The 16,999-nt window shown below is 74.1% G+C and carries 14 protein-coding genes and 2 pseudogenes; 11 read left to right on the top strand and 5 right to left on the bottom strand.

Going from position 1 to position 16,999, the window contains the following annotated elements:
* Positions 1–203: 203 nt before the first annotated feature.
* Positions 204–374 carry a helix-turn-helix domain-containing protein gene (locus ACF09K_RS19165; protein WP_392245107.1) on the bottom strand — a complete coding sequence of 57 codons (171 nt, stop codon included), beginning with the start codon at positions 372–374 and terminating at the stop codon, positions 204–206.
* A 667-nt stretch (positions 375–1,041) separates the two neighbouring features.
* Between ACF09K_RS19165 and panD the strand changes: the two genes are divergently transcribed.
* Genes panD through ACF09K_RS19150 form a run of 3 tightly spaced genes read left to right on the top strand, consistent with a single transcriptional unit; the run spans position 1,042 to position 2,486 of the window.
* Positions 1,042–1,461, top strand: a complete 420-nt coding sequence (gene panD, locus ACF09K_RS19160) for an aspartate 1-decarboxylase (protein ID WP_392244991.1) — start codon at positions 1,042–1,044, stop codon at positions 1,459–1,461.
* Between the two features lie 29 nt (positions 1,462–1,490).
* Entirely contained in the window at positions 1,491–1,838 is a 348-nt protein-coding gene (locus ACF09K_RS19155) for a GNAT family N-acetyltransferase (protein ID WP_392244989.1), read from the top strand.
* 9 nt (positions 1,839–1,847) lie between these two features.
* The gene (locus tag ACF09K_RS19150) at positions 1,848–2,486 is read left to right on the top strand and encodes an aspartate/glutamate racemase family protein (RefSeq protein WP_392244987.1); all 639 of its coding nucleotides are present in this window, start codon (positions 1,848–1,850) and stop codon (positions 2,484–2,486) included.
* Between the two features lie 588 nt (positions 2,487–3,074).
* On the opposite strand, the gene gndA is transcribed toward ACF09K_RS19150, so the two are convergent.
* Positions 3,075–4,514: an NADP-dependent phosphogluconate dehydrogenase gene (gene gndA, locus ACF09K_RS19145; RefSeq protein WP_392244985.1), complete on the bottom strand. Its 1,440-nt coding sequence runs from the start codon at positions 4,512–4,514 to the stop codon at positions 3,075–3,077.
* A 316-nt stretch (positions 4,515–4,830) separates the two neighbouring features.
* Between gndA and ACF09K_RS19140 the strand changes: the two are divergent.
* Together ACF09K_RS19140 and ACF09K_RS19135 are read left to right on the top strand one after the other, a co-directional pair.
* Positions 4,831–5,505, top strand: a pseudogene (locus ACF09K_RS19140) (transglycosylase family protein); the annotation flags it as partial.
* Between the two features lie 153 nt (positions 5,506–5,658).
* Positions 5,659–6,057: pseudogene (locus ACF09K_RS19135) on the top strand (M23 family metallopeptidase); the annotation flags it as partial.
* On the opposite strand, the gene ACF09K_RS19130 reads toward ACF09K_RS19135, so the two are convergent.
* Positions 6,047–7,333: a DMT family transporter gene (locus ACF09K_RS19130; RefSeq protein ID WP_392244983.1), complete on the bottom strand. Its 1,287-nt coding sequence runs from the start codon at positions 7,331–7,333 to the stop codon at positions 6,047–6,049. The pseudogene ACF09K_RS19135 and the gene ACF09K_RS19130 sit on opposite strands and share 11 nt — an antisense overlap.
* Before the next feature lie 227 nt (positions 7,334–7,560).
* Here ACF09K_RS19130 and ACF09K_RS19125 point away from each other — a divergent pair, with 227 nt between their 5' ends.
* The 5 genes from ACF09K_RS19125 (at position 7,561) to ACF09K_RS19105 (ending at position 14,031) form a co-directional block, all read left to right on the top strand.
* Positions 7,561–8,346, top strand: a complete 786-nt coding sequence (locus tag ACF09K_RS19125; protein WP_392244981.1) for a (2Fe-2S)-binding protein — start codon at positions 7,561–7,563, stop codon at positions 8,344–8,346.
* A gap of 46 nt (positions 8,347–8,392) precedes the next feature.
* Entirely contained in the window at positions 8,393–9,562 is a 1,170-nt protein-coding gene (gene glgA / locus ACF09K_RS19120; protein WP_392244980.1) for a glycogen synthase, read from the top strand.
* Positions 9,563–9,612: 50 nt separating this feature from the next.
* On the top strand, positions 9,613–10,833 hold the full coding sequence (gene glgC / locus ACF09K_RS19115) for a glucose-1-phosphate adenylyltransferase (RefSeq protein ID WP_392244979.1): 1,221 nt from the start codon (positions 9,613–9,615) through the stop codon (positions 10,831–10,833).
* A 212-nt stretch (positions 10,834–11,045) separates the two neighbouring features.
* Positions 11,046–12,386 (top strand): wax ester/triacylglycerol synthase family O-acyltransferase, encoded by a 1,341-nt coding sequence (locus tag ACF09K_RS19110; RefSeq protein WP_392244978.1) that lies wholly within the window; start codon positions 11,046–11,048, stop codon positions 12,384–12,386.
* 103 nt (positions 12,387–12,489) lie between these two features.
* Complete coding sequence (locus ACF09K_RS19105) at positions 12,490–14,031, top strand: SDR family NAD(P)-dependent oxidoreductase (protein ID WP_392244976.1); 1,542 nt, start codon at positions 12,490–12,492, stop codon at positions 14,029–14,031.
* A 266-nt stretch (positions 14,032–14,297) separates the two neighbouring features.
* Here the strand turns inward: ACF09K_RS19105 and ACF09K_RS19100 are convergent, their stop codons facing one another.
* Positions 14,298–14,744: a hypothetical protein gene (locus ACF09K_RS19100; protein ID WP_392244974.1), complete on the bottom strand. Its 447-nt coding sequence runs from the start codon at positions 14,742–14,744 to the stop codon at positions 14,298–14,300.
* Positions 14,745–15,204: 460 nt separating this feature from the next.
* Here ACF09K_RS19100 and ACF09K_RS19095 point away from each other — a divergent pair, with 460 nt between their 5' ends.
* Positions 15,205–15,378, top strand: coding sequence for a hypothetical protein (locus ACF09K_RS19095; RefSeq protein ID WP_392244973.1), 174 nt, complete (start codon positions 15,205–15,207; stop codon positions 15,376–15,378).
* Positions 15,379–15,483: 105 nt separating this feature from the next.
* On the opposite strand, the gene ACF09K_RS19090 is transcribed toward ACF09K_RS19095, so the two are convergent.
* Positions 15,484–16,866 carry an amidase gene (locus ACF09K_RS19090; protein ID WP_392244972.1) on the bottom strand — a complete coding sequence of 461 codons (1,383 nt, stop codon included), beginning with the start codon at positions 16,864–16,866 and terminating at the stop codon, positions 15,484–15,486.
* Positions 16,867–16,999: the final 133 nt, after the last annotated feature.

Genomic DNA, 16,999 nt, shown 5'->3' with positions numbered 1-16,999 from the left:
CTCATCCGATCGGCGCTCTTGCCCGCCACACTCTAATCGGCCAAGAGGTCAGCCTGAGGTGCTTTCGCCCTGATCAGGCCACCGAGCAACGCGATGCATGCCGAAACCGGCCGTGAGGAAGTCGGGGCACCGGGGTCTCCAGCAGCCGCTGTGTCGACGACCGCTGTCTGCGAGTCCGGGGGCCGGCAAGAAACTGCCCTCTTCTAATGGATCCTCTGCTGCTCCAGCCACTTGAAGATCTCGGCCCTCTTGTACAGGACCTTGGCGTTCCTGCCTCGGCCGAGCTTGTAGCCCTTCAAGCCCAGTTTGGATGCCTCCCTATAGACCCAGCTCGTGGACATATTGAGCATCGCAGCGACCTCAGAAGTGTCCATAAGGACGGGCTCGACGCTACGACGCCTGTGCGACGAGTCGATATCGGTGCGGGTCTGATCGGGGTGCGACTGCGGTTCCACGGGCAAGATGCTCCTTGAGGCTGGCCTGAGCCTGATCGCGGCAGCGGCTCGCGCTCTGCTCTGGTCGAATTTCAAACGTCCTTGACGCCCGCCCTGTGCCACCGCCAAGAGTCACCGGACGAGCCACAGCCATGGTCGTGAGAATCGCCGGTTTGGCTAACCGGCGATCCGCCGCTATGTTGCCGCGCTGCTTCGGCCACTCAGATTCATGGAGCTGTGGGCGCCTCCTCCTTTGAGACGGGATACGAGGGGCCTGGGCCGGCTGACCCATGGCGGCGCGTGGTCCGACTTCCGGTCGAGCGCCTTCGCTCCTGACCGCCGTCCAGACCGTCCGCGTGACGGTGATCACGGACGTCCTTCGGGGGGTGCTGCGTAGGCTTGGGTCGTCGCCGCGGTGGGGTCCGCGAGAGGGGGCGAAGCCCTCCCTCTGCCACCTGACGGGGCGTCAGGAAAGTCAGCAAGTGGTCAGCATGAGTCCTGAAAAACCTGGGGAAAGCTGCCCGAACATGCGACTCGTTGTAGGGTGTGGAAACAGCCCTTGACCTGCAAAAACGCAGGCAGGGAGCCTACTTGTGGGAGTGCCCCGATGTTGCGTACTATGTTCAAGTCCAAGATCCACCGTGCCACCGTCACCCAGGCCGACCTGCACTACGTGGGATCGGTGACCATCGACGCGGACCTGCTGGACGCCGCCGATCTGCTGCCGGGGGAGCTGGTGCACATCGTCGACATCACCAACGGCGCGCGGCTGGAGACGTACGTCATCGAGGGTGAGCGCGGCTCGGGGGTCGTCGGGATCAACGGGGCCGCCGCCCATCTCGTGCACCCCGGAGACCTGGTGATCATCATCAGTTACGCTCAGGTCACCGACGCCGAGGCGCGAGAACTGGAGCCCCGCGTCGTGCACGTGGACCGCGGCAACCGGATCGTGGCCCTGGGCGCCGACCCGGCGGAACCGGTGCCGGGGTCGGACCAGGAGCGCAGCCCGCAGGCCGTGTCCGCCTGACCACCGCACCAGCAGCCCCAGGAGCGTCCATGAGTGACATCGGCATCCGCGACGACCGGCCGGCCGGCCGCCTCGAGGCCATCGGCGAGGGCGGCGAGGTCGTCGGCCGCATCGAGTACTTCGTGCTGGAGTCGCCCGCGCCCGCCCTGGTCCCGGTGCACACGATCGTCGAGCCGGCCCACGAGGGCAAGGGCATCGCCGGCTCCCTGGCCCGCGAGCTGTACGCCGTCTCCGGACGCGAGGGCGTCCCGGTGGCCCCGCTCTGCCCGTACGTCGTGAAGTGGGCCGCGCGTCACCCCGAGGAGGCTCCGGCGGCCGACCCCGCGCTGCTGACCGCCGCCAAGGAGTGGCTGCGCGCCCACCCCGGCCGGTTCTGAGCGGCCCCGGTGCTCGCCCTCCTGCACACCTCGCCCGTCCACGTGCCCGTGTTCGACGCCCTGCGTGACCGGGCCCACCCCGGCCTGGAACTGCGGCACTTCGTCGACGAGGACCTGCTGGTCCGGGCGCGGGAGCGGGGACCCGACGCGGTCGCCGCCGACGTACGGGCCGTGCTCGCGCGCGCCGTCGCCGGCGGGGCGCGGGCGGTGCTGTGCACCTGCTCCACCCTCGGCGCGGTCGCCGAGTCGGCCGCGCCGGGCGTCCCCGTGCTGCGCGTCGACCGGCCGATGGCCGCGGCCGCGGTCGCCGCGGGCCCGCGGGTCGTCGTCCTGGCGGCCCTGGAGAGCACCCTCGGCCCCACCGCGGCGCTCGTGACGGAGGAGGCGGATCGCGCGGGCCGCCCCGTCGCCGTGCGCACGCTGCTCGTCGACGGCGCCTGGGACCGCTTCGAGGCCGGCGACACCGAGGCCTACGTCCGTCTCGTCGCCGCCGGCGCCGACGCGGTCACCGGCGCCGACGCCGACGCGATCGTGCTGGCCCAGGCCTCCATGGCGCCCGCCCAGCACCTCACCACCACCCCGGTACCGGTGTTCAGCAGTCCAGGGCCGGGCCTGGCCGCGGGCGCGGCGGCAGCGCGCCGCGGCTGACCCCGCGCGGCGGGGGACCCGGCCGGGCGCACCGCGTGCCACCACCGGGTGACTGCCTGCGCCGCCGTCGGGTAGGCGGGGGAGTAGTCCAGAGCCAAGCTCACCCCGGCCCGGAGGACACGATGACGAACCCGTACCCCGACCCCGTCCAGCCGCCGCCGACGCCGGTTCCCGACCCGTACCCCAGCCCGGTCCCGAACCCCGAACCACCCCCGGGGCCGGAGCCCACCCCGCCCGTCCCCGGACCGGATCCGCAGCCGACTCCGCCGGCCCCGCCGCATCCGGGCCCGCCGGACCCGAACCCGGACCCCTCCCCGATCCCGCCGGGCCCGGAACCGGTCCCGAACCCGGAGCCGGGCCCACCGCTCAGCTGACTCCGGAAACGGCGGACGCCAGGGACGGCGGACGCCAGGGACGGCCGGCACCAGGCACGGCGAACCACCAGGCACGCCGGACCACCCGGAACGGCCGGCCGGCGAGGACGGCAGGCGAAGACGGGCGGCACCCCGCGGGGTGCCGCCCGTCGCCACGGCCCCGCAGGACGCCGCCCACCGCGACGCCCCGCGGGAATCCCCTCAGGGACGGTCCCTACGCCGGAACCTCCGACCGGTCCCCGCCCCACAGCGTGTGGAACGACCCGTCCCGGTCCACCCGGCGGTAGGTGTGGGCCCCGAAGAAGTCCCGCTGTCCCTGCGTCAGGGCGGCGGGCAGCCGTTCGGCGCGCAGGGCGTCGTAGTAGGCGAGCGCCGCCGCGAAGCCCGGGGTCGGCACGCCCTGGAGCGTCGCGGCGACCAGCACCTCGCGCCACGCGTCCTGTGCGGCCCCGATCTCCGCGGCGAACGTCTCGTCGGACAGCAGGCTCGGCAGGTCCGGCCGGGCGTCGTAGGCGGCGCGGATGCGGTCGAGGAAGGCCGCCCGGATGATGCAGCCGCCCCGCCAGAGCGCCGAGACGGCGCCGAGGTCGATGTCCCAGCCGTACTCCGCGCCGCCCGCGGCGATCTCGTGGAAGCCCTGCGTGTACGAGACGATCTTGGAGGCGTACAGCGCCTGCTCGACCCGGTCCGCGAAGGCCTGGGCCTCGGCCCGGTCCAGCGGCGCCGCCTTCGGTCCCGACAGGCCGCGCGAAGCCTCCCGCAGCGCGGCGTGGCCCGACAGCGACCTCGCGAAGACGGCCTCCGCGATGCCCGACACCGGCACCCCGAGGTCCAGCGCGATCTGCACGGTCCAGCGGCCGGTGCCCTTCTGCTCGGCCTGGTCCACCACCACGTCCACGAACGGCTCACCCGTCGCCGCGTCCACGTGCGACAGCACCTCGGCCGTGATCTCGATCAGGTACGAGTCCAGCCGGCCCGTGTTCCAGGTGCGGAAGATGTCCGCGATCTCGGCGGGGGAGTACCCGGCGACGTCCCGCAGCAGCTGGTACGCCTCGCCGATCAGCTGCATGTCGGCGTACTCGATGCCGTTGTGGACCATCTTCACGAAGTGCCCGGCGCCGTCCGGACCGACGTGCGTCACGCAGGGCGCCCCGTCGGCCGCCTTGGCGGAGATCTTCTCCAGCATGGGGCCCAGCGACTCGTACGACTCCGGGGAGCCGCCCGGCATGATGCTGGGGCCGTGCAGCGCGCCCTCCTCGCCGCCGGAGATGCCCGTGCCGACGAAGTGGATGCCCTGCTCCCGCAGCTCGCGCTCACGGCGCCGGGTGTCGGCGAAGTGCGCGTTGCCGCCATCGATGATCATGTCGCCGGCTTCCAGCAGCGGCGCGAACTCCCGGATCACCGCGTCGGTCGGTTCCCCGGCCTTCACCATGATCACCAGGCGGCGGGGACGCTCCAGCGCCGCCACGAACTCCTTGGCGGTCTCGGTCGCGATGAACTCGCCCTCGCCGCCGAACTCCTCCACGAGGGCGTGCGTGCGCGCCGCCGTCCGGTTGTGCAGGGCGACCGTGTAGCCGTTGCGGGCGAAGTTGCGGGCGAGATTGCGGCCCATGACCGCGAGTCCCGTGACACCGATCTGGGCTGAGTTGGTCATGCGGTTGGCTCCTCGAAAATCTGTAGTAGACAGGTGATGCTCCGTGCTCGGCCGGCCCGTGATCCGTGCGCGACCCGTGCTGGTCGACACCGGTTCCGGCCCGTGCACATCCTTTCGTGTCGGTGGGCCCGCCGCACGTGCTGGACACGCGAAGTCGCCCACCCGGATACGGAAACAGGGCCCCGTCCGTCTCAGAGGTCACGCAACAAGCGCGCGATCCGGCCCAGTTGAGCCGGCGCGGCCGATTGTCGTCTTGTCACGGGCAGTGAGCGGACCTTACTTTTGCCCCTCCTGACGCATGTCGAGGGGGATCTCCATGGCCGCACGCGGCCGGCACCGCCGGTATCAGCCGAACAGGATCAACCGGGCCTCGCTCACCGTCACGGCGGGTGGCGCCGGCATGGCGATCCCGCTCATCGGCGCCGGATCCGCCCAGGCGGCGGACGTGGACACCTGGGAAAAGGTCGCGGCCTGCGAGTCGACCAGCGACTGGAACACCAACACGGGCAACGGCTATTACGGCGGCCTGCAGTTCACCCGGTCCACCTGGGAGGCGTACGGCGGCACCCGGTACGCGTCGCGCGCGGATCTGGCCACCAAGGACCAGCAGATCGCCGTCGCGGAGAGGGTGCTGGACGGTCAGGGGCCGGGCGCCTGGCCCGCCTGCTCGGTGCGGGCGGGGCTGACCGCCGGCGGCGACGCCCCCGACATCGAGCCGGCCGGCGCGTCCGAGAAGACCGCCGCCCGGCCGGCGAGCACCCTCAAGGACGTCCAGCCGCAGACCACACCCCAGTCGCGGGCCGGCACCGCCCGGATGTACACGGTCGTGCACGGCGACACCCTCTCGGGGATCGCCGACGCCGAGGACGTCCGGGGCGGCTGGCAGCGGCTGTACGCCGCGAACCGGACGACGATCGGGACGGACCCCGACCTCATCGTGCCCGGCCAGCGGCTGGACCTGCGGGGTCGCGCCGTGGCCACCGAGGCTCCCGGGAAGAAGTCGGCCGGGAAGAAGTCCGCGGAAACCGGAACCCAGGACAAGAAGTCCACGGGCGGGAAGTCGACCACGGGGAAGAAGAAGTCCACGGGCGGGAAGTCCACGGGCAAGAAGTCGGACACGGGCGGGAAGTCGGCCGGCCACTCCCTCGCCGCGCCCGTCGACGCCGGGCTCGGCACGCCGTACCACGCGACGGGTTCCTCCTGGTCGAAGGGCTACCACACCGGCGTCGACTTCCCCGTGCCCACCGGCACGTCCGTGAAGTCCGTCGCCCCGGGCACGGTGGTCAGCGCGGGCTGGGGCGGTTCCTTCGGCTACCAGGTGGTCGTCCGGCACTCCGACGGCCGCTACTCGCAGTACGCGCACCTGTCCGCGATCTCCGTGCGGGACGGGCAGTCCGTGGACGCCGGTCAGCGCATCGGCCGCTCCGGGTCCACCGGCAACAGCACGGGCCCGCATCTGCACTTCGAGGTGCGGACGGGGCCCGGATTCGGGTCGGACATCGATCCCCTGGCCTATCTGCGGGCCGGCGGCGTCAGGATCTGATGCGCACCCGGTGCCGGTCGAAGACCGGCACCGGGACGTACGGTCCCCCGTGGAACGGCCCGTACCACGGCAGCGGCACGGGCGCGGGAGCCGGCACCACCGGGACGACCGGCACCGACGGTTCCCCGGGGACCACCGGCTCCTGCGCCACCGCCGGCACCGGTTCCCTCACCACCACCCGGGCCGGCACGGCGTCGGTCACCCGCGGGGAGGTTTCCGCGGCCGCCGGGACGACGGCCGCCGCGAGGGACGGTTCCGCGCACGTGAGAGCCGTCCGCTCCGCGGCGGCCGCCGCGGCGAACTCCGTGACCGCCGTGAGGGGCCGCGCCGCGACAGTGCCGTCAGCAGGCTCCGGAAACACGACGAGGAGGTCGGCCACGGGCGCCCTGACGCCCGTGGGGACCGTCCGCGTCTCCTCGTGCCGCGGGCCGGTGGTCTCCGGCTGGGTGCTCGTCAGCCGCTCGGTCGTCAGCAGGATCAGGCCGCCGGCCGCCACCACGCCGCAGCTCAGGGCGAGCGCGGTGCCGGTGGTGCCGTAGCGGAAGGTCTCGCCGAACATCGTGATGCCGACGGCCGCCGCCACCACGGGGTTGACCACGGTGAGCGTGGCCAGCGGGGCCGCGAGCCCCGCGCCGCGGTAGGAGGCCTGCGACAGCAGCATGCCGGCCGTGGCCAGGACGCCGATCACGGCCAGGGAGGGCACGTCGGCCGCCGAGACGCCGTCGGTCCAGTCGACCGCGACGGTCTTGGTGAACACCGACGACATGCCGAACGCGATGCCGGCGCCGGTCGCCAGCAGCATGCTGCGCACCGCCGGGTGCCGGTGCGCGGCCCGGCCGGCGACCATCAGTGCCACGACGGCGCCGCCCGTGACGAGCGCCGCGCCCACCCGCTGCGGGGTGCTGAGCGACTGCGCCTCGGCCGCGCCGACCAGGGAGAGCAGACCGGCCAGACCGACGGTCGCCATGACGGCGCCGCGCCAGGCCGTCGCCCCGGCCCTGCGGCCCACGAACAGCGCGGCCATCGGCAGCGCGAAGACGATGGTGAGCGCGCCCAGCGGCTGCACCAGGCTGAGCGGACCGTACGCGAGCGCCACGACGTGCAGCAGGCCGCCGAGACCGTTCAGCCCGACCGCCGCCCACCAGCCCGGCCGCCGCAGCGGGGCGTACTGCCCGTCGGGGGAGGACACCGCGACCTGCTCCTGCACGATCGCCCCGCCCGCGTACGCCACGGCGGAGACGAGCGACAGGACCACGGACAACGCGAGGGCGCTCATGAGCTGCTCCTCTGCGTGAGGCGGGGGCCCGGGGCCCGGCGCGGCGAACGGTCGGCTCTCATGGCAAACACGATGCCTTGTCGATCTGTTCCCGTCGTCGTCCCTGAGCACCCAATGCGTCCTACTACCGATGGAGTACGCGGCACCCCGACTCCTCCCCAGGGTGGGGAACATGCCGGGGATCCCCCTGACGGCGGCCCCCGACCCCCTTGGTACTACTGCACTTCGTGGACCTCGACCCCCAACTGACGGCCCTGCGCCCCCTCGGCGGTTTCTTCGCCCTGCGCACCACCCCGCCCACCGCCCCGGAAGGAGCACCGGCCCGGCCCCTGCCGACGCTCGCGCAGGCCTACCGCGCCGAGCCCGCCGCGTCCCCCGTGTCCGCCGACGCCCACGGCGACCCCCTGGCCCGCCGCGTCGGCAGGGTGGCCCGCGCCCTGCGCGTCCCCGAGCCGCGCGTCGCCGCCTCCCTCGCCCAGCAGGGCCTCGTGGCCCGGCTCTGGTCGGTCGCGCTCGGCTGCGCCGTCCTCTACGGCCGCCGGCCCGACCTGGCGCCGGAACTGCTGCGCTGGGACCCGGACGGCAGCGCCCCCGACGACCTGTGGCTGACGGAGGTCCGCGCCCGGCCCGGCGACGCGCAGAGCCTGGCGGCGGCGGTCCTGCACGGCCACCTCGAACCGCTGGCGGCCGCCCTGCGCGCCCGCCACCGCGTCGCCCCCGGCCTGCTGCGCGGCAACGCCGCCTCGGCGCTGGCCGGCACGGCCCGGCAGCTCGAGGGCTGGGCGCGGGCGAACGGCCGCCCCGACGCCGCCGCCCGCTCCCGCGCCCTCACCGCCGAACTCCTCGCCCACCCCCTCCTGGCCGGCGCCGGAACCCCCACCGCGACCCCCGCCGGCACGGCCTTCCACCGCCGCAGCTGCTGCCTGTACTACCGGGTGCCCGGCGGCGGGGTCTGCGGCGACTGCTGCTTCCCGCGGCCCCCGCGCCCTTTCCTCCGCGGCCCGTCCGGGTGACCATGAAGAGGACCGGTCTTCACAGGCGAATCCAGGAGGTTGCCGGGTGCGAGTGGGACTGCTGACCCGGGAGTACCCCCCGGACGTGTACGGCGGGGCGGGCGTCCACGTCGAGTTCCTCGCCCGGGAGCTGCGCGAGCTGGTCGACCTGGAGGTGCACTGCTGGGGCGAGGGCCGTACCGAGGGCGTCCGGCGCCACCGCTCCTGGCCCGTCCTCGACGGCGCCAACGACGCGCTGCGCACGTTCTCCGTGGACCTCGCCATGGCCGCCGCGCTGGAGGGCCGCGAACTGGTCCACTCCCACACCTGGTACGCCAACCTCGCCGGTCACCTCGCCAAGGAGCTGTACGGCGTCCCGCACGTGGTGACCGCGCACTCGCTGGAGCCCCTGCGGCCCTGGAAGGCCGAGCAGCTGGGCGGCGGGTACCGCCTCTCGAGCTGGGCCGAGCGGACCGCCGTGGAGGCCGCCGACGCGGTGATCGCCGTCTCCGGCGCGATGCGCGAGGACATCCTCGCCTGCTACCCGGCGCTGGACCCGGCCCGGGTCCACGTCGTCCACAACGGCATCGACACCGCCCTGTACCGGCCCGACCCCCGCACCGACGCCCTCCACCGGATCGGCGTCGACCCGGCCCGCCCGTACGTGCTGTTCGTCGGCCGCATCACCCGCCAGAAGGGCGTCCCGCACCTGCTGCGCGCCGTCCGGGACATCGACCCGGCGGTCCAGGTCGTGCTGTGCGCGGGCGCGCCCGACACCCCCGAGATCGACCGCGAGTTCCGCGAGCTGTTCGCGGAGCTGAGCCGGGCCCGGGACGGCGTGCACTGGATCCCGCGGATGCTGCCGCGTCCGGAGGTCATCCAGCTCCTCACCCACGCGGCCGTCTTCGCCTGCCCCTCCGTGTACGAGCCGCTCGGCATCGTCAACCTGGAGGCGATGGCCTGCGGCACGCCCGTCGTGGCCTCCCGGGTCGGCGGCATCCCGGAGGTCGTCGAGGACGGCGCGACCGGACTGCTGGTCCCCGTGACGGAGGGGGAGGAGGGGGCCGCCGCCTTCGAGGCGGGTCTCGCACGGGCCCTGGACTCCGTCCTGGGCGATCCGGCGACGGCCCGCCGCATGGGCGAGGCCGGACGGGTGCGCGCGGTGGAGGAGTTCGGCTGGGACGCGGTCGCCCGGCGCACCGTCCGGCTCTACGAGAACACCCTCGAACAGGCGTAGCGCGCCCCGTGCGGGGCAGCAATGGATCAACCAGGGTGAGGGGAGCGGCCATGCGTCGTGGTGGACCTTCGGTCCTCGGAATCGTGCTGGCGGGCGGCGAGGGCAAACGCCTGATGCCTCTCACGGCGGACCGCGCCAAGCCGGCGGTCACCTTCGGCGGGACGTACCGTCTCGTCGACTTCGTGCTGTCCAACCTCGTCAACGCCGACATCCTGCGCATCTGCGTCCTGACCCAGTACAAGTCGCACTCGCTGGACCGGCACATCACCACGACCTGGCGCATGTCGAGCCTGCTCGGCAACTACGTCACCCCCGTCCCGGCCCAGCAGCGCCTCGGCCCGCGCTGGTACCTGGGCAGCGCCGACGCCATCCTCCAGTCGCTGAACCTCGTCCACGACGAGCGGCCGGAGTACGTGGCGGTGTTCGGCGCCGACCACGTGTACCGCATGGACCCGCGCCAGATGCTCGCCCAGCACATCGACAGCGGCGCGGGCGTGACGGTGGCCGGCATCCGGGTGCCGCGCGCCGAGTCCGCGTCCTTCGGCGTGATCACGCCGGGCTCGGACGGGCAGACGGTGGAGCGGTTCCTGGAGAAGCCCGCCGACCCGCCGGGCCTCGCCGACGACCCGGGGTGCGTGTTCGCCTCCATGGGCAACTACGTCTTCACCACCAAGGCCCTCATCGAGGCGCTCCAGCGGGACGCCGAGGACGAGCGCTCGGTGCACGACATGGGCGGTTCGATCCTGCCCCAGCTCACCGACCGCGGCGAGGCCCGGCTGTACGACTTCAGCGAGAACCACGTGCCCGGCGAGACCGCCCGCGACCAGGGCTACTGGCGGGACGTCGGCACGCTCGACGCGTACTACGACGCCCACATGGACCTGATCGCCGAGCGGCCCGCGTTCAACCTGTACAACCGCAGCTGGCCGATCTACACCCATTCGGGCCAGTTGTCCCCGGCCCGTTTCAACGCGGGCGGCATCGCCAGCGAGTCGATCATCAGTGCGGGCTGCCTCGTCCGGGGGCAGGTCAGCCGTTCGGTGCTGTCGCCGGGTGTCCTGGTCGACCCGGGGGCGGTGGTGCAGGGTTCGATCCTGCACGACAACGTCCACATCGGGCGGGGCGCGGTGGTGCGCGGGGCGATCCTGGACAAGAACGTCGAGGTGCCGCCCGGCGCGACGATCGGCGTGAACCCGGAGCGGGACGCCGAGCTGTACTCGGTGTCGAAGGCGGGCGTCATCGCCCTGGGCAAGGGGCAGCGGGTGTCGTGAGCGGAGCGCGGGCGCGCGCGGGGACACGGGGAACCGCCGCGCCCGGAGGCGCCGCCGGCCGAGCGGTCCCGTCGATCACCATTTCGAAGCATGTGCTCCTTTTGACGCATACGTAACCACTTCTTAACTGTGCGTAGCCCGATCGTGCTTGACCGTGATCGTGCGGGGGCGGTTGACTACGGGCTCCCTCTCCCTCGACGCGAGGCAAGCCCGTGACCGCTGATCCACTCGCACCCCTCGACCTGGCGTTCTGGAACATCGAGACCCCCGAGAACCCGATGCACCTCGGCGCGCTGGGCGTCTTCACCGCGCCCTCGGCCACCGCCGCCGCGCACGCCGCAGACCTGCTCGCCGGCCGGGCCGCCGCCGTCCCCGGACTGCGCATGCGGATCCGGGACGTGTGGGGGCCGCTCACCGCGCCGCTCTCCCTCGGCGGCGCCGTCCGCGAGCCCGATCCGGGGTTCGACCCGCAGCGCCACGTGCACCTGCACGCGCCCACCGCCGACTTCCAGGAGGCGGCCGGGCGGCTCATGGAGCACCCGCTGGACCGCGGCCGGCCCCCGTGGGAGGCGCACGTCCTGCCGGGCGGGGCGGGCGACGGCTTCGCCGTCCTGTTCAAGTTCCACCACGCGCTCGCCGACGGGCTGCGCGCGCTGACCCTGGCCGCCGCCGTCCTGGACCCCATGGACCTACCCGCCCCCCGGCCCCGCCCGGCGGCGCCGGCCCGCGGCCTGCCCGAGGCGCGCGCCCTGCCCGGCCTGCTGCGCGGCGCCCTCTCCGACGCCCTGTCCGACGTGGGCCGCGCCCTCGACATCGGCGCCTCCGTCGCCGTCCACACCCTCGGCGTGCGCTCCACCACCGCCCTCACCGCCGCTCCCACCGGCACCCGCCGCACCGGCGGCGTGGCCGTCGACCTCGACGACGTGCACCGGGTGCGCAAGGTCGTCGGCGGCACCGTCAACGACGTCCTGATCGCGGTCGTCGCCGGGGCGCTGCGCACCTGGCTCGACGAGCGCGGCGACGGCAGCGCCGGCGTGTCCCCGCGCGCCCTCATCCCCGTCTCCCAGCGCCGTCCGCGCACCGCCCACCCGCAGGGCAACCGGCTCTCCGGGTACCTGATGAGGCTGCCCGTCGACGATCCCGACCCGCTCGGCCGGCTCGGCGCGGTCCGCGCCGCCATGGACCGCAACAAGGACGCCGGACCGGGCCGCGGCGCGGGCGCCGTCGCCCTGCTCGCCGACCACGTCCCCGCCCTCGGGCACCGCCTCGGCGGCCCCCTGGTCAGCCAGGCGGCCCGGCTCTGGTTCGACATCCTCGTCACCAGCGTGCCGCTGCCGGGCATCGGCCTGAGGCTCGCCGGGAACCCGGTGACGGAGATCTACCCCTACGCCCCGCTCGCCCGCGGCCAGTCCCTGGCGGTGGCGATCTCGACGTACCGGGGCCTCGTCCACTTCGGCCTGGTCGCGGACGCCGCGGCGGTCCCCGACCTCGACCGGTTCGCGCGGGCGCTGACCGCGGAGGTGGAGACGCTCATCACGGCCTGCGGCTCTTGACCCGCGCGGGTTTGGAGGGGCGGCCCGGCGCTCCGTAGAATTCCCTGTTCGAAAGCGGGCGCGGTCGGAGCGCCGCACGGGGCAGCAGGGAAACGGCAGCGCGATGACGGTGACAGAGGACGGCCCGGCGGCCGTGGACGAGGCCATGGGCGAGGCCGTGGACAGGGCCATGGGCGAGACCACGGGCGCGGCCGCGTACGGGCCCGGCATCGACCCGGAGCGGCTGGCGGTCTGCCTCGCCGTACTGGAGGAACTCGACAAGCTCGACGTCGACCACCCCGACGCGATCACCGTGCGCCGGGCCACCGCCGGCATCTACCGCTCGGTCAAGCAACGCCGCCGCCAGGAGCGCCGCGCCGCCAAGACCGCCCACGACCGGGCCGTCACCGAGGCCACCGCGACCGGCTCCGCCCAGCGCATCGACGACGAGACCGAGGGCATCCTGCCCTCCTCCCGCACGGAGGAGGGCACGATCGCGGGGATACTCCAGCGCCCCCGCTCCTGCTACACCTGCAAGGCGCGCTACGTCGAGGTCGACTACTTCTACCACCAGCTCTGCCCGGAGTGCGCCGCCGACAACCGCGCCCGCCGCGACGCCCGCACCGACCTCACCGGCAGGCGCGCGCTGCTCACCGGCGGCCGCGCCAAGATCGGCATGTACATCGCGCTCCGGCTGCTGCGCGACGGGGCGCACACCACGATCACGACCCGCTTCCCGAAGGACGCGATCCGCCGCTTCACGGCGATGGACGACGCGGCGGACTGGATCCACCGCCTGGAGGTCGTCGGCATCGACCTGCGCGACCCGGCACAGGCCGTGGCGCTCGCCGACCAGGTCGCCGAGCAGGGCCCGCTCGACATCCTGATCAACAACGCGACGCAGACCGTACGCCGGCTGCCCTCCGCCTACGCCGCCCTGGTCGACGGCGAGAGCGCCCCGCTGCCCGCCGGCGAGCTGCCCGCCCACCACGTCATCGGCGCCTTCGGCTCCGGCGCGGTCGACGGCCTGGCCGCGCTGCCCCTCGGCGCCGGCGGCATGGACGCGCAGCAGGTCGCCGACCTCGCCCTGGTGGCGGGCAACGCCAGCGTCGCCCGCCACCTGGACGGCACCGCCATCGACGCGGGCGGCCTGGTCCCCGACGTCGTCGACACCAACACCTGGGTGCAGACCATCGAGCAGATCTCCCCGGTGGAACTGCTCGAGACCCAGCTGTGCAACTACACGGCGCCCTTCATCCTGATCAGCAAGCTCCGCCCGGCCATGGCCGAGGCGGCGCGCCGGTCCTCCGGAAAGCGCGCCTACGTGGTGAACGTCTCGGCGATGGAAGGCGTCTTCGGCCGCGGCTACAAGGGCGCCGGCCACCCCAACACCAACGCCGCCAAGGCCGCGATGAACATGGTCACGCGCACCAGCGCCCAGGAGATGTTCCAGACCGACGGCATCCTGATGACCTCGGTCGACACGGGCTGGATCACCGACGAGCGCCCGCACTACGACAAGCTGCGCCTGGCCGAGGAGGGCTTCCACGCCCCGCTCGACCTGGTCGACGGCGCGGCCCGCGTCTACGACCCCATCGTGCGCGGCGAGTCGGGCGAGGACCTGTACGGCGTCTTCCTCAAGGACTACGCGCCCGGCAAGTGGTGACGCGCGGCCCCGGCACGTGGTGACGGCGGCGTCCGAGGGGTGGTGAGGGCGGCCCCCGGCGAGCGATGGGTGGCGGGCGACGGGTGACGGTCCGTCAGCCGGCAGGCCCCGGCGGCGAGTCGGCCGGCAGGCACCGGTCGCAGTGACCGGCCGGGACCCGTCGCCGGTCGGCCGGCAGGTTCCGGTCGCCGACCGGCCGGCGGGCCCCGGTCTCCGTCGGCCGACGCCGTCGAGGCTCGCGTCGGCCGACGGCGCGCGGCCTCGCGTCAGTCGACGGCGCGCAGCTGCGAGGCGCGGGCCGCCACCAGCTCCAGCACGGTCCGCCAGTCCTCCAGCACCCCCGCGTCGAACCCGGCGGCCCGGCCGTCCTCGTCGGCCTGCCGCAGCACGGCCAGGTCGTCGTCGACGGCGGGCCCGTGCCAGGGGTGCCGCCGCAGCAGCCCCGCCACCCGCCCACCGAGCAGCCCCCGTACGGCGTCGGCGGCGCGCCCGGCCCGGCCCGCCGGGTCGGACGGCGCCAGCAGCAGGCCGACGGGGTGCACCAGTCCGGTCACCTGGAGCTCCTTGTCGGCCGGGCGGGCGCGGCGCAGCAGCGCGGCGGTCTGCAGCGCGTGGTCGTGCACGTCGACCTCATGCGCACCGGCCCCCTGCCCGCCGACCCCGCGCCCGGTGTACAGCAGGTCCATCAGCTCCTCGACGCTGCGCAGTTCCATGCGTCGGTCCTCCCGCGAGACGGCCGTAGCGGTACGCCAGCAGAGCACGGTGAGTTTGCGGCCGGGCCAACGGGACCTGAACCTCACGGCGCTGACGGCACGCCTGTGCGTCCGGTACGCCGTACGAGTGAAGACCATAGGGTGCTTTCCGGGCGGAAGGGGTTGAATCATCTGCGGGGACACATGGGTGACTTGCCATGGTTACCCCAAATTTTCAGCCCGATCGAGCGGTATCCCGCTCATCTGGTTACTCTGTAGCCGACGGACAGCAGGACGGAGTGCCACCCCACACCCACCGTCCGTCATGGGACACGCCGGTTCACAGCGGCCTGCTCCTCCTGGAGTTTCCCGGCGCCACCGCGTCAGAACTGCCCTTGAACCAGACCCGAGGGACGCCGGACGCCGGATCCGCGGACCGACCGGCACGCCCCGAGGGTGACCGACACATAAGGAGTGCGCGGTGACACCGGAGAAGACGAATCGCGAGCAACGCCCCAAGGAACGCACCGAGCGTGCGGGCCGCCGGCCCGGAGAGATCGGCAGTCTCGACGTGTGGGCCCGCTCCGCCCCCATCCGGCTGGCGGGGTACGAGGACGACCTCAACGAACCCCACATCCTGCCCGGCATCGACTGACGCCGGCCGGCCGCCCGCGACCGCCGGGAGCATGGGCGTGCGGACAGCACGCCCATGCGACACGAGGCCCCGGCGACACCGCGCCCCGCGGACCCCGGCCGCTCCTCAGCCGAGCGGCGCCGTCCGCCGCCACGGCCGCAGGGCCTCCAGTTGCTCCGCCACCCGCAGCAGCCGCGCCTCCGTGCCGGGCAGCCCCACCAGTTGGACGGCGGTGGGAGCGCCCGACGGGAGCGTGCCGAGCGGGACCGCCATCGCCGGCCAGCCGGTCAGGTTCCACGGCGGCGTCAGCGGCGAGTAGTTCGTGTTCGCCAGCACGTTGCGCAGCCAGCCCCGCTCGTGCCACGGCGCCGACCTCGGCGACCGCCGCGCGAGCGCCGGGGTGAGCAGCACGTCGTACTCCGCGAAGAAGGGTTCCAGGCGCCGGCGCAGCTCCTCGCGCGCCGTACCGCCGCGCACCCCGTCCAGGAACCGCCGCCCCAGCGCCGCGTGCACACGGGTGCGGCGGGTCAGCAGGCCCGGGTCCAGCGACCGCGCGTCGACCGCCGTGCCCGCCGTCCAGTGCGCGAGCGAGGTGACGCCCAGCGTCAGCGGATACGGCGGATCGGCCCGCCGCACCTGCCACCCCGCCCGCGCCAGCGCCCCGGCCGCCTCGCGCGCCGCCGCCACGTACGGCCCGCTCACCCGCACCCCGGCCAGCGGACTGCGCACCGACACCGCGATCCGCGACGCGCCCGGCCCCTCCGCCGCCTCCGGCCCGGCGGCCGACTCCGCGGCCGGCCCCGCCTCCGGTACCGCGGCCTCGGCGAGGACCGACAGCATCAGACGGGCGTCCGCCACCGTCGTCGCCAGCGGACCGTTCTCCGACATCCCGAACCAGTCGCCGTCGCCGATCCCCGCCGGGACCACGCCGTGGCCCGGCTTGACGGTGACCAGACCGCAGTTGGCCGCCGGTATGCGCAGGGAACCCATGCCGTCGTTGCCGAGGGCGATCGGCACCATCCCGGCCGCCACCGCCGCCGCGCTGCCGCCGGACGAACCGCCCGCCGTGCGCGAGGTGTCCCACGGGTTGCGGGCGGTGCCGTGCACGCCCTCCGTGGTGCCGAAGACGCACAGTTCCGGCACGTTCGTCAGACCCACCACCACCGCGCCGGCCGCGCGCAGCCGGGCCACGGTGACGTGGTCGGCGCCGGCGGGCACGACGGGGGTCGCGGCCGAACCGACCAGGGTCGACTCGCCCCGCACGGCGAGGTTGTCCTTGACCGCCACCGGTACGCCGGCCAGCGGCAGCCGGTCCCGGTCGGCGCGGGCCGCCACCTCGTCGGCCTCGGCGAGCGCCGCCCGCGCCCGCACCGTCCGGAACGCCCCGATCCGCCCGTCCAGCCGCGCGATCCGCTCCAGATGCTCCGCCACCACCGCCCGGGGCTCGGCCCGCTTCTCGCGTACGGCGGCGGCGATCTCCACGGCGGTCCGGCCGACCCACTCGGTCACAGGCGCTCCTCGGTGTGCGGGCGTGCGGGGGTACTGCCGGCGAGCGAGCGCTACTGGTCAGTACAGGGAGAACTGTGCCCCGCGGAACGCGTCACGTCGAGAGGTCCTCGGGGTCCGCCCGGTCCCGCGGCCA

It is taken from the genome of Streptomyces sp. NPDC014882, from assembly GCF_043081325.1.
GTDB lineage: Bacteria > Actinomycetota > Actinomycetes > Streptomycetales > Streptomycetaceae > Streptomyces.
This window is presented reverse-complemented; position numbering and strand designations above follow the sequence as displayed.